The sequence below is a fragment of the Segatella salivae F0493 genome (genome assembly GCF_000477535.1).
Classification (GTDB): Bacteria; Bacteroidota; Bacteroidia; order Bacteroidales; family Bacteroidaceae; genus Prevotella; species Prevotella salivae.
In genome coordinates this window covers 62,400-74,891 of record NZ_AWGW01000029.1, presented here as the reverse complement: position 1 = coordinate 74,891, position 12,492 = coordinate 62,400, and the positions used below count along the sequence as shown (strand labels likewise).

Sequence of the window (12,492 nt, the reverse complement as noted above, 5' to 3'; positions counted from 1 at the left end):
GAAAAGCACCTATTTATTGAGTGAAAAGCATCTCTTTGAAGAAGCAAGCACCATACTTTGAGGTGCAAAACCCGTTCAATACGACAGCAAAGCACTAATCTTCAAGACGCTATCCCGTGAGAGTTGACCGGGATTTGTGCCCGACATTCCCTCTGGAACAGCCTTGTGTCGCTGCGCATAAAAGGCCTTCCAATAAGGTGTAATCTGCCCACTCGCGTCATGAAATGACATGGGAATTGTCGGAAATATAGCCTTTCCACCCTTTGAAACATAACATTTCTGCACGAGTTCACTACAATATATCGCGCTATCATCAGGCATATAGAGCGAATCATAGGGTAATCCGAGGTAATGGTTCACGCGTGTTCGCAACACAGCCTCATCGAAATTCGTCTTTAATCGACCGCGAACCACCGACGGATAGCGGTCTCCTGGTATCGTGTTATGCGTCAGAAATTCGGCCAAAGGCGTAAGAATCACGCCCTTTCTTGACGTTGCTTCGGCCACAACCACTTGCTTTTTATCCTTTAAAACGATACCAACATGGTCTATTTTTAGGCCTTGAACTCCACTTGTTACGGCTGTAATTGCATTGCCACGAGGGTCGAAAGCAAACAAGAGATCACCCGTTTTGAGGTGTCGTTCCGTAGCTATCAGCGTGCCGTCAGCAGCACGTTGCCTTGTTGTTTGACAGCCACAAAACAAGCTTATGACTGCCACCATAAGGCAAAGCACGATGTGTTTACAACTCTTTTCCATCTATACTTGAGCTACATAGGCTGCAATTTCGTCAAGATTTGAGGCTACTTGGATATAATCAGACCACATTCCACGAATCATACCCTGTGCTTGCAACGCGTCAAGTAAGGCAATGAGTGGATTGAAAAAGCCTTTCATGTTATACAAAATCACTTTCTTGGAGTGATAACCAATGGTGTTACTGGCTGCAATAGTAAACACTTCATCGAGTGTTCCTATGCCACCTGGCAATGCAACGAATATGTCGCTTTGCGCTAACATCAGGTCTTTTCGGTCGCTAAGATTGTCACATGCGATGTTGATATCTACCGACTTGCTCACCTTTCCGCCTTTTTCAATGATGCGAGGAATAACTCCTATGGCTCTCTGCCCACCCTCATGAACGGCTGTTCCGATAGCTTCCATCAGCCCAGTGTTGGTTCCTCCGAAGACAACGGAATGGCCTTCGCGGGCTACCCAGGCTCCAAACTCCTTGGTTAATCTAAAGTATTCTGCATCAATCTGATTGTTTGCAGAACAAAAAACACCTATTTTCATACGTGCAAAATTATTAAAAAAAACGACAGAAAGATAGGATGCGGCCCACTTTTTTATTACTTTTACACAACGAAATCATTCATAGAAACGAAACAATCGAAAGAAACATAAACACAATCAAAATCAAAAGATATGAAAAAACAATTGATTACACTCTGTCTTATGAGTGTTTCGACAGGCTGTTTTGCCCAACAAAACATCTTCAATGCACAAGGTTCCATGTCGCCAGAAGTACACAACGACAAGACGGTTACTTTCAGAATCAATGCTCCCGAGGCTCAAAAGGTGCAGATAACAGGTGACTTTCTACCAGCACAAAAGGTGAAAACGCCTCAAGGAGAATATGAAATTGCAGGCACAACGGACCTCAACAAAGACGCAAACGGCGTATGGACATACACCACAAAGACTCCTTTGGCGCCCGAACTCTACCAATATAACATGGTCATTGATGGCGTAAAGGTGGCTGATCCGTCAAATGTCTATGTGTTGAGAGACGTTGCCAACGTTGCAAGTATATTCTTAATAGACGGCGGAAGAGCCAATCTCTATAAGGTGAACAATGTTCCTCACGGCACTGTTTCAAAGATATGGTATAACAGTCCGACGGCAGGAATGACACGACGCTGCACTGTTTACACCCCCGCTGGCTATGAAACGAGCCGCGAAAAATATCCCGTGCTCTACCTGCTACATGGTATGGGCGGTGACGAACAAGCCTGGTCAGAACTCGGAAGAGCCGTACAAATCCTCGATAACCTTATTGCTGAGGGCAAAGCTAAGCCCATGATAGTCGTCATGCCAAATGGAAACATCTCGCAAGTAGCCTGTCCTGGCGAAACGCCCGAAGGCTTTAAACTTCCTACAATGCACCTACCGAAGACAATGGATGGCTATTTTGAGCAGGCATTTCCTGACTTAATGCACTTTGTTGAGCATACTTATCGCATCCAAAACGACAAGGCTCATCGCGCCATTGCAGGCCTTTCGATGGGTGGTTTCCATTCACTCTATCTCTCCATCAACCATCCTGACACCTTCGATTACATCGGATTGTTCTCTGCTGCCATTGATAAAGAGCAGAAAGGAGGCATAGAAGAGATTTACGCTCGACGCAATGAAAAGCTCAATACGCTATTCATGAAGCACCCAAAGCTATTTTGGATAGGCATAGGTAGCACCGATTTCCTCTATCAAAGCAATGCCAATTTGCGCCATTATCTTGATAGTAAGGGCTTCAAATACACCTATTTAGAGACCGAAGGAGGACATATTTGGCGCAATTGGCGCATCTATTTGAGTGAGTTTGTGCCCAAATTGTTCAAATAACCGGGCGTATCCATCATCCGTTTTGCCCCAAATCACTGCATGTTCTGAGATAAATCGCAGTATAAAATAAGACGTATTGCGTTGTGTTTCTACACATCTTGCGTTGTCATTCGACTCATTTTAGCGTGTAAATAATTTGAATCAACGCCGTAGGTGTTACGCTTTTGATAGCCCAGGGGCGCCAAACGATAGTGTAGGCTACCCTGGGTTAATGCATGGTTTGCGTGGAACAACGCCATCGGTGTTACGCTTTCTAAGCGTAATCCGCCATAAATCTCCTCGCTATAACCATGCTTTCTCAGAAAAAGCTCAACACCTACGGCGTTGAATCTCCTTGCGAACGTTTACCCGGGGTAGGCTCGTTCCTCGCCAACCCCGGGCTATCAAAAACACAACTCGTACCGAGTTGCACCATGAGAGCATGTATAATGGAAAATACATTAATTGGAATATTGGCATATTTTGCTATTAATTTATTCATATGTAGGTAGCAATTGTATTATAAAATGAATGTTTCAACGCCGTAGGTGTTGCGCTTTTGATAGCCCAGGGTTGCCAAACGATAGTGTAGGCTACCCTGGGTTAACGTATGGTTTGTGGGGAACAACGCCGTAGGTGTTGCGCTTTTGATAGCCCAGGGTTGCCAAACGATAGTGCAGGCTACCCTGGGTTTGCGTATGGTTTGCGGGGAACAACGCCGTAGGTGTTGAGCTTTTTTTGATTAATCCGCCATAAAATGTTTCATTGTAAGCGTGCCTTCACAGAAAAAGCGCAACACCTATGGCGTTGAATCTCCTTGCGAACGTTGACCTGGGGTAGGCTCGTTCCTCGCCAACCCCGGGCTATCAAAAGCACAACACCTACGGCGTTGCCTCGTTGTTAAATGAACATTGACAAACGATTTGAGGCATTTCGTGCGATAATTTGCCTCAAATCATCGCGTGTTTTGATGCAAATTATAGGCTGATTTGGTGCAAACTACAAAACCATTTTTATGGAATGAGATAACATTTTGATTATCATTGGCTTATGGTTTATAACCCACAAAAAGATGGACTGCGGCATTTTATATCCGAAAAGCAGCTGTTTTTTGCGATTTTATGTGTACCTTCGCGAGCAAAACTGCAACGAAGATGAAGACAAAGATTGTGATTTTGGACTTCGATGGAACGCTCGGCGACTCGCAAGCGCTCATCACCCGCACGATGAAAACAACGCTCAAACAACTCGGTTTGCCTGAACGCACGACCGAAGAATGTGCGAAAACCATCGGACTTCCATTGAAAGAATGTTTCAAAGCCTTGCAAAACATGACTGAAGAACAGGCCGAAGCATGTGCTCATCTCTATCATAAATTGTTCATGGAAAACAATGTTCCCGGCGCCGTTCCAGCCTTTCCGGGGGTTGTTGAGACGATAAAACAATTGCACAATGAGGGACTTATCGTGACGATTGCAAGCAGTCGAGGCCATCAATCGTTGGTAGCTTTCGTTCAAGAACTGCATTTAGAGCCCTATATTCGTTTGATTTTGGGGGCTGACGACGTTGAAAATGCAAAGCCAAATGCCGAGCCAGTGCTCAACACTTTGCATCATTTCGGGTTGCAACCTGCCGAAGCTTTGGTGGTCGGCGACACCATTTTTGATATTCAGATGGGACAAAATGCGGGGGCAAAGACCTGCGGTGTGACCTATGGAAATGGCAAAAGAGAAGACCTTGAGGCTGCCCTCGCCGACTATATCATTGATAATTTTGCTGAGATTGAACAGTGTTTGGAACCATAAAACAGCGAGAACACACGCCAAAAGGCAGTAAAGCACATAACATAATATGATGTGTATCAACGCGAACAGCCCCATTCCGCTGCTCCGTTAGCTGCACTTGACAATCTTTTTCCCTATTTATTATTTACAAATTTCTATCATTTCTACTCCTTATTTCATTTATTTTTACTAATTTTGCCATCGTTTTTGCAGTTGCATAAACGCTAAAAAGTAATTTAAACGTGAACAAAACAGTTTTCAACGAGCGCCGTTGTATCCGTTTTAATCACTTTACCAACAAGGGCTTTGCACTCTTTTCATGCCTTGGTAAAGAGGTAATTATCGGTATACTTAGCGTGGCAACACTCTCTAATGCGCAAGCAAAAGGCATTAGCACTGACGTGCAAAAGGCCGACACTTCGCTTTATAAGAGCGGACAACCCACGTTGCTTGACGAGGTGAAAGTCACCGGATCAAGGGCGCCTCTGACGCAAAGTCAGCAGTCGAGAATGGTAACTGTACTGAGTCGAAAGGATGTAAACGCGGCGCCAGTACATAGTGTTAACGACCTATTGAAATTGGTTTCAGGCGTCGATGTGCGTCAGCGTGGCCCATTGGGAGCGCAGACTGACGTGAGTATTCGAGGCGGAAACTATGAGCAGATGACGGTGCTTCTCAATGGAATCAACATTGGTGATCCGCAAACGGGACACAATGCATTTGATTTTCCCGTAGATATCAGTGAGATAGAACGCATTGAAATACTCGAAGGACCGGCTGCAAGTGTTTATGGAACATCGTCACTTCTTGGTGCCATAAACATCGTTACAAAGGCCAATCGAACTTCAAGTGTCACCCTACATGCGGCAAGTGGCAGCTTCGGCTCAGTCACTTCGGGAGGAAGAATCAATGTAGCGAGGGGCAAATGGAACAATCAATTATCGGGCAGTTTCATGCGAACCGATGGCTATAATCGCAATAAAGCCGGCGCGTTAAATACTGATTTCCGAAGTCAGAAGGCTTTTTATCAGGGCTTTTATGACGATGATGACCTCTCCATTAGTTGGCATGCAGGCCTTAGCAACAAAGACTTTGGCTCGAGTACTAACTATAGTTCCAAGTATGATGACCAGTTTGAACATACCTTTAAGACCTATACGGCGGTGCAAGCTGAAACAAGAAAGGGTGCTGTTAAATGGCGTCCGGCTATCTATTGGAATCATAACTACGACCGCTTTGAACTCTTTCGCGACCATGCGGAACGTTATCCTTTCAACTATCATCGTACAGATGTCTACGGCGTTAACGTCAATGCATACTTTGATTGGACGTTAGGTCGCACGGCGTTTGGTGCTGAATTGCGAAACGAAGACTTAGTAAGTACGAACCTTGGCAACCCACTTTCCAAGCCCAAACACGTGAAAGGAACCGACAATGTGATGTATAAGATGGGGCTTAATCGCACAAACATCCAGTTCGTTGCAGAGCATAACCTTCTCATTGGGCGTCTAACGATGTCGGCAGGAGTAGTGGGTGTGAAGAACAGTTGGGCCGAAATGAATGTAAAAGTCTATCCAAGCATCAACGCAAGTTATAGATTTGGTGATGCATGGAAAGTCTATGCGAGTTATAATACGTCGCTTCGCATGCCATCAGTAACCGAACTTTTCTACTCGGTTGGAGGCCATAAAGCCGATCCAAACCTTAAACCTGAGGAACTTTCTGCCGTAGAAGTTGGGGTGAAATATAACAAAAAGGGACTTTCAGGCACTGTAAGTAGCTTCTATAATCACCATACTAACCTCATCGATTGGATTGATGATGGCGAAAAAGACGCTGCAGGAGCAATACTTTGGAAGTCCGTTAACTTCGGAACGATTAACGCTTTAGGCTTTGAAACGACACTAAATGCAGACTTCCGCCAGTTACTTCCAAGTCAGAAGTTATTGAAATCATTTAGTGTTGGCTATTGTTTCATTCAACAACATCAAATAGAAGCAGCCGGTATTCACAGCCTTTACGCGTTGGAATATCTAAAGAATAAGGTGACAAGTAGCCTGCAATTGAACCTTTGGAAAGCGTTAGATCTTAACGTAAACTACCGCTTTCAGCATCGCATGGGCACTTATAAGGATCCGTCAGGAGCACTGCATCGTTATGGCTCTTATGGCTTATTGGACGCTCGATTGGCGTGGAATATGCCGAAATATAGCCTCTATCTCGAGGGAAACAACCTTCTAAACCGAAGCTATGTGGATGTAGGTAACGTGAAACAACCAGGCTGTTGGGTCATGGCTGGAGGCTCTTTAACCCTCCATTTATAAGAAATAACAGAAACAGGCAGGTGAAATCACTTGCCTGTTTCTTCTTTTTCATTTCGTTTTTTGCGCCTCTTCGAAACACTGATCCAGCCGATGTGTAAACTCAAGAAAGGCAGGTGAGTACTTAATCTTAGTGGAAGTGGAATACACTATGCCATTCTTTTCCTCGCCAGTATCATAATAATAGGCGCCTTCTTTCCCCTTTTTAAACACATGAACGGAAAGAATTGGCAAATCAGTAACACCATATTCATAGGGCTTTACCCACAAAGTATCAGGCTTTGAGCGTTCAACAAAGAGCTGACGCGCCAGACTTTTAATCACCAATACATCGTCAGAAGCAACCTTTCTGACAGGTTCAAAGAGATGAGAGCAATCGTTCCCAAGGCTATCATGAAAGAAAACGCCATCCAATATCGTGAGCGTATCGCTGTGATCAATGACATATCGTATTGTTCCTCCCATCCCTGTATATTCTACATGAATAGAATCGGCATCACCAAGTCCACCTGAACGCAACACGCAATGACTGCAACTCGTCAATAATCCCATTAGAATTATCCAACAAATGAGCATTCTTTTCATAGGCATAACTATTTAAAAAGATGATATAAGGCTTTGAACCTGACCTCCAAATCACATATATTACAATGCAACAGACTCTCCTCTATTTCTTAGAAAGAGGCTTGTTGTGAGACCCTCTCTATTCAAACAGCCCAGGTTCCATTACATTTCCCATATAAGGATTACGCCCTAAATGTTCATAAGCCAATGGAGTTGCCATGCGACCACGGGGCGTTCGTTTGATGAAACCTTCCATAATCAAGAATGGTTCATAGACATCTTCCACCGTACCAGCGTCTTCTCCTATCGCCGTTGCTATCGTACTAACACCCACAGGGCCTCCTTTGAACTTGTCAATTATAGTGAGTAATATCTTATTATCAATCTCATCAAGTCCATATTGGTCAATGTTGAGCGACTGAAGTCCTATATGTGCTATCTCGTTTGTTATTGTTCCGTTTCCCTTTACCTGTGCAAAGTCACGCACACGACGCAGTAATGCATTGGCAATACGAGGCGTTCCACGACTTCTTCTACTGATTTCGATAGCGGCTTCATCGTCAATTGGCACCTTCAACAGCATGGCAGAACGACGTATAATGCGTTTTAAGGTCTCGGGATCATAGTATTCTAAGTGCATGTTAATACCGAAACGAGCACGTAAAGGGGCTGTAAGCATACCGCTACGTGTCGTTGCTCCAACGAGTGTAAAGGGGTTAAGATCGAGCTGAATCGAACGTGCTGACGGGCCCTTATCAATCATAATATCGATGCGATAGTCTTCCATTGCCGAGTAAAGATACTCTTCTACCACGGGCGAAAGACGGTGAATCTCGTCTATAAAGAGTACATCGTTGGGCTCAAGTGACGTCAATATGCCCGCCAAATCACCGGGTTTGTCAAGCACAGGGCCACTGGTTATCTTGAAACCCACGCCAAGTTCGTTTGCAATAATATTGCTTAGGGTCGTCTTTCCCAGTCCCGGTGGACCGTAAAGTAACGTGTGATCAAGTGGCTCTCCACGATATTTCGCGGCCTCAACAAATATCTCTAAGTTCTCAACCACCTTCTTTTGGCCGTTGAAATCAACAAATCTTAGCGGGCGAAGTGCGTTTTCAAAGTCCTTCTCTTCCGTCGAAATACGCTCTTCTCTTATGTCGAAATCTTCTGTCATGCTTAACAATTTATTTGATGCAAAGATAGTGCAAACGAGCGTAATGCAAACTTGTTTGTAGATTACCAAGTGCAGCCTATCTTCTGCAAAGATAGTGCAAATAAGGCGAATAGGCAAGAGATAAAAGAAGAATACTTAGGAAATAAAGGCTCAAATGACTATAACACAAATGTATATGCAGTGTTTGCATAAGACAATTTCATAGTTTTAAGATTGTAGTTCACCATTTATTCATACGTATGATGCCGTCAAACACACCATGATATGAACATTTCAACGCCGTAGGTGTTGTGTTTTTGATAGCCCAGGGTTGCCAAACGATAGTGCAGGCTACCCTGGGTTAGCGTATGGTTTGTGGGAAACAACGCCGTAGGTGTTGCGCTTTTTCGGCGTTATCCGCCATAAAAGGTTTCATAGTAAGCGTGACTTCACAGAAAAAGCTCAACACCGATGGCGTTGAATCTCCTTGCGAACGTTTACCCGGGGTAGGCTCGTTCCTCGCCAACCCCGGGCTATCAAAAGAACAACTCGTACCGAGTTGCACCATGAGGGCATTTATTTTGCGAAATTCATCCATTGGGATAATAGCGCAATACCAACGCAGTTGCGAGATGAAACAATTGTGAGCATGGCGTGGTTGATAATAAAAGGGGAAATAGTGTAAGGGAAATAAAACCTCACCCCCAGCCCTTTGCTTTCCTCGTTTCGCAGGCTTCACGAACAGCGACCTATGGTTCTCCGAAGAGGGAGGGGAGTAGTTAGCCTTGCAAATGGAGGGGGTTGTTTGAAGGGTAATTGGGGGTGGCTATGTTGTTGATAATGAAGCGTAAAATGATTTAATGCAAATCAGCGCGTAATATGCCGCGTTTTACACAATGAAATGACGCAGATTATTGGATGAAATGGTACAAATTGTAGCATGAGGTTTTGGATATTAAATTATGCCTCGATACATATTGTTTCACAAATTATTTGGATTAACGTCGCAGATAATGTTTATTTCCGCGTGACAGGTCATTAAATCATGTTGAAAAACGAAGGAAATCGTATCGAAAAATGAATATTTCAACGCCGTAGGTGTTGCGCTTTTGATAGCCCAGGGTTGCCAAACGATAGTGCAGGCTACCCTGGGTTAACGTATGTTGTGTGGGAAACAACGCCGTAGGTGTTGCGTTTTTTCGACGTTATCCGCCATAAAATGTTTCATTGTAAGCGTGATTTCATAGAAAAAGCTCAACACCTATGGCGTTGAATCTCCTTGCGGATGCTTACCCGGGGTAGGCTCGTTCCTCGCCAACCCCGGGCTATCAAAGGAACAACTCGTACCGAGTTGCGTGGTGAGAGTATTCATAGTGGCGAACACATTCATTGGAATATTAATATAACACCGACATTATTGCGTGGTTACAACATACAAAATAGTGGATACATTCATTGGAATATTAATATAACACCGACATTATTGCGTAGTTACAACATACAAAATAGCGAACACATTCATTGGAATATTAATATAACACCGACATTATTGCGTGGTTACAACATACAAAATAGTGGATACATCCATTGGAATATTGGTATAACAACCACAGCGTTGCGTGGTTGCAACATTTGCAATGGCGGATGTATTCATTGAAATATTGGCATAAAACCGATGGCATTGCACCGTTATAACATTCGCAATGGTGGGTGCATCCATTGGGAATTTACCGCGATACCGATGGCGTTGCATGCTAACACGATTCCTTTTTGTACATCATTTATATTTCGTGGATAGTCTCTATAACCTTTATCATCTTTTCATTTGTTTTTAATAAAAAAATGATTTGCGGCAAATGGGCGCATGATCTGTGGCATTTTACCCGATGAAATGGGGCAAAACACGGCACGAAATGACGCAAAGTGCAGGGAGAACGAAGAATAGATGATAACTCATTCATAATGAACCATTTAACCAAACCATAGACTTCGTTCCGCACATGCCATTTCTTTCGAAAATCGTTAGCCCTAAAACCCGATGCGATGTGAATAGCCAAACGCCATATTCTCGCCTGAACAAAAAAAATATACAGCCCACTCCACTTTGCAACGCGGTTGCAAAACCTTTGCTTTATCTTTGCATGCAGAAATCAAAACAAATTAAATATGGCACACGAAGCACATCAAAACGAACACGAAGAAGAAGGTATGAACTGGGGATTAATTATTGCCTCGGCGATATTCTTAGTCATTGGCTTGGCACTCGACAAGCTAAACATGGGATGGTTTGTTCATCCTCGCATCATCTTTTGTATCTATGTCGTGGCCTTTGTGCCTGTAGGCCTGCCCGTAATGCGTGAAGCTTGGGAGTCGATTAGGCGAGAACACGACCTCTTTAGTGAGTTTATGCTGATGTCTGTGGCTTCGATTGGGGCGTTCTTCTTAGGAGAATATCCCGAAGCTGTAGCCGTTATGTTGCTCTATTGCATAGGCGAAGGATTGCAAGACAAGGCTGTTGACCGTGCACGCGACAACATAAAGAGTCTTCTTTCCTTTCGACCTGACTTTGCACGCTTGGCAGATGGCCGCAAAGAGAAGCCAGAATCAGTAGAGATTGGGGCTGTTATTGAGGTGCAACCGGGCGAGCGTGTGCCCCTCGATGGACGTCTGTTGGAGGCTCCGGCAACGTTTAACACCGCCGCCCTTACAGGCGAATCAGTGCCACGATTGATAGAAACGAACCAGGAAGTCATGGCAGGAATGATTGCAACGGATAGCGTTGTGCGACTCAATGTTGTGCGAAAGGCAGGCGAAAGTGCCATCAGCCGCATACTGAAAATGGTTGAAGAAGCTGCCGAACGCAAGTCGGCTACCGAGACATTCATTCATCGTTTCGCCCATGTTTATACGCCAACAGTGATTGTTCTGGCTGCACTGACAGTTGTTTTGCCTTGGATTGTGTCGCTGTTCACCTCATTTGACTATCAGTTTACAACGTGGATGCAACGCGCTTTGGTCTTCCTTGTCATCAGTTGTCCCTGTGCTTTGGTCATCAGTGTACCCTTAGGATACTTCGCAGGCATTGGCGCTGCGAGCCGACAAGGCATACTTTTCAAGGGAAGTAATAGCCTTGATGCCGTTACAAAGCTTGATATGGCGGTGTTTGATAAGACAGGTACGCTGACAACGGGAGTGTTTCGGGTGGAGAAAACCATAGGGCTTAGCGAAGAAGACCTATCACTTGTGGCAGCCGTTGAAGCCGTAAGTAGTCACCCTATCGCACGGGCTATCGTGTCATCTCTGCAACCTCAGCCCCTCGAAACCATTGACAAGTTAGCTATTGAGAATGTTCCGGGCTATGGAATGAAGTATAAATCATGGGTGATGGGCACGCTGAAATTCATGGAAAAAGAGGGAGTGAGCTATGACAAAGCCTTGAAACACACGACAGAAACCATTGTTGCAGTGGCCGAAAACCATGTTTTCAAAGGATATATTCTATTGAGTGACACCCCAAAAGAAGGTGTTTTTGCCCTTCCTAAACGGCTAAAAGCACAAGGAATCAAGGCTATGCAGGTGCTTAGCGGCGACAAACAAGCCCTCATCGACAAACTCATTGCGCACTTTGAAGATGGCAAAGGTTTTGTGAAAGGCTATGGAGACCTGCTCCCCGAGGGTAAGGTGGCTCACCTTGAAGCCTTGAAACAAGAAGGGAAAAGCGTGGCATTTGTCGGTGACGGCATTAATGATGCCCCTGTGTTAGCCCTGAGTGACGTTGGTGTTGCTATGGGAAAGATGGGTGCCGACATGGCCATTGAGACGGCAGATGTCGTTATTCAAACCGATGATCCGACGAAGGTTGCGACGGCAATCGCCATTGGTAAGCGCACGCATCGCATCGTTTTGCAGAACATTATCTTTGCCATTGGCGTGAAAGTAGCAGTGATGTTGCTCGGCATTCTTGGCATGGCAAACCTTTGGGAAGCTGTGTTTGCCGATAGTGGTGTGGCATTATTGGCCGTGATGAATAGCATGAGAGTGATGAAGAAGTAAGGGGAAGCCTCAC

13 protein-coding genes and 1 pseudogene are annotated in these 12,492 nt (G+C 44.6%); 5 read left to right on the top strand and 9 right to left on the bottom strand.

The genetic code is table 11. From position 1 onward, the window contains the following. Window positions 1-75 precede the first annotated feature (75 nt). Both HMPREF9145_RS10490 and HMPREF9145_RS10485 read right to left on the bottom strand, forming a co-directional pair. Window positions 76-759 carry a YiiX/YebB-like N1pC/P60 family cysteine hydrolase gene (locus HMPREF9145_RS10490; RefSeq protein WP_021826302.1) on the bottom strand — a complete coding sequence of 228 codons (684 nt, stop codon included), beginning with the start codon at window positions 757-759 and terminating at the stop codon, window positions 76-78. Then, window positions 760-1,296, bottom strand: coding sequence for an LOG family protein (locus HMPREF9145_RS10485; protein WP_021826372.1), 537 nt, complete (start codon window positions 1,294-1,296; stop codon window positions 760-762). Between the two features lie 132 nt (window positions 1,297-1,428). Between HMPREF9145_RS10485 and HMPREF9145_RS10480 the strand changes: the two genes are divergently transcribed. After that, window positions 1,429-2,625: an esterase gene (locus HMPREF9145_RS10480; protein ID WP_021826324.1), complete on the top strand. Its 1,197-nt coding sequence runs from the start codon at window positions 1,429-1,431 to the stop codon at window positions 2,623-2,625. Window positions 2,626-2,714: 89 nt separating this feature from the next. On the opposite strand, the gene HMPREF9145_RS13840 is transcribed toward HMPREF9145_RS10480, so the two are convergent. Together HMPREF9145_RS13840 and HMPREF9145_RS13835 are read right to left on the bottom strand one after the other, a co-directional pair. Next, the gene (locus HMPREF9145_RS13840) at window positions 2,715-2,864 is read right to left on the bottom strand and encodes a hypothetical protein (protein ID WP_021826405.1); all 150 of its coding nucleotides are present in this window, start codon (window positions 2,862-2,864) and stop codon (window positions 2,715-2,717) included. Window positions 2,865-2,941: 77 nt separating this feature from the next. Further along, window positions 2,942-3,106: a hypothetical protein gene (locus HMPREF9145_RS13835; RefSeq protein WP_081697762.1), complete on the bottom strand. Its 165-nt coding sequence runs from the start codon at window positions 3,104-3,106 to the stop codon at window positions 2,942-2,944. A 108-nt stretch (window positions 3,107-3,214) separates the two neighbouring features. Between HMPREF9145_RS13835 and HMPREF9145_RS13830 the strand changes: the two genes are divergently transcribed. Beyond that, complete coding sequence (locus HMPREF9145_RS13830; protein ID WP_196809775.1) at window positions 3,215-3,328, top strand: DNA-directed RNA polymerase; 114 nt, start codon at window positions 3,215-3,217, stop codon at window positions 3,326-3,328. A gap of 75 nt (window positions 3,329-3,403) precedes the next feature. Here the strand turns inward: HMPREF9145_RS13830 and HMPREF9145_RS14355 are convergent. Continuing rightward, a pseudogene (locus HMPREF9145_RS14355) lies at window positions 3,404-3,481 on the bottom strand (tetrahydrofolate synthase); the annotation flags it as partial. A gap of 277 nt (window positions 3,482-3,758) precedes the next feature. Here HMPREF9145_RS14355 and HMPREF9145_RS10475 point away from each other — a divergent pair. Together HMPREF9145_RS10475 and HMPREF9145_RS10470 are read left to right on the top strand one after the other, a co-directional pair. After that, window positions 3,759-4,409: an HAD family hydrolase gene (locus HMPREF9145_RS10475; RefSeq protein WP_021826286.1), complete on the top strand. Its 651-nt coding sequence runs from the start codon at window positions 3,759-3,761 to the stop codon at window positions 4,407-4,409. 221 nt (window positions 4,410-4,630) lie between these two features. Then, the gene (locus HMPREF9145_RS10470) at window positions 4,631-6,712 is read left to right on the top strand and encodes a TonB-dependent receptor plug domain-containing protein (RefSeq protein ID WP_021826364.1); all 2,082 of its coding nucleotides are present in this window, start codon (window positions 4,631-4,633) and stop codon (window positions 6,710-6,712) included. A gap of 48 nt (window positions 6,713-6,760) precedes the next feature. Here HMPREF9145_RS10470 and HMPREF9145_RS10465 read toward each other — a convergent pair whose 3' ends face one another. The 4 genes from HMPREF9145_RS10465 to HMPREF9145_RS14210 all read right to left on the bottom strand — a co-directional run bounded on the left by HMPREF9145_RS10465 (window position 6,761) and on the right by HMPREF9145_RS14210 (window position 9,816). Further along, on the bottom strand, window positions 6,761-7,294 hold the full coding sequence (locus tag HMPREF9145_RS10465) for a hypothetical protein (RefSeq protein ID WP_036907501.1): 534 nt from the start codon (window positions 7,292-7,294) through the stop codon (window positions 6,761-6,763). A 118-nt stretch (window positions 7,295-7,412) separates the two neighbouring features. After that, window positions 7,413-8,447, bottom strand: a complete 1,035-nt coding sequence (ruvB, locus tag HMPREF9145_RS10460; protein ID WP_007134845.1) for a Holliday junction branch migration DNA helicase RuvB — start codon at window positions 8,445-8,447, stop codon at window positions 7,413-7,415. Window positions 8,448-8,787: 340 nt separating this feature from the next. Then, entirely contained in the window at window positions 8,788-9,165 is a 378-nt protein-coding gene (locus HMPREF9145_RS13220; protein ID WP_155945309.1) for a hypothetical protein, read from the bottom strand. A gap of 522 nt (window positions 9,166-9,687) precedes the next feature. Next, a complete protein-coding gene (locus HMPREF9145_RS14210) occupies window positions 9,688-9,816 on the bottom strand; it encodes a hypothetical protein (RefSeq protein ID WP_081697760.1) in 129 nt (42 codons plus the stop codon). 776 nt (window positions 9,817-10,592) lie between these two features. Here HMPREF9145_RS14210 and HMPREF9145_RS10455 point away from each other — a divergent pair. Continuing rightward, window positions 10,593-12,479, top strand: coding sequence for a heavy metal translocating P-type ATPase (locus tag HMPREF9145_RS10455; protein WP_021826356.1), 1,887 nt, complete (start codon window positions 10,593-10,595; stop codon window positions 12,477-12,479). The last annotated feature ends 13 nt before the right edge of the window (window positions 12,480-12,492 follow it).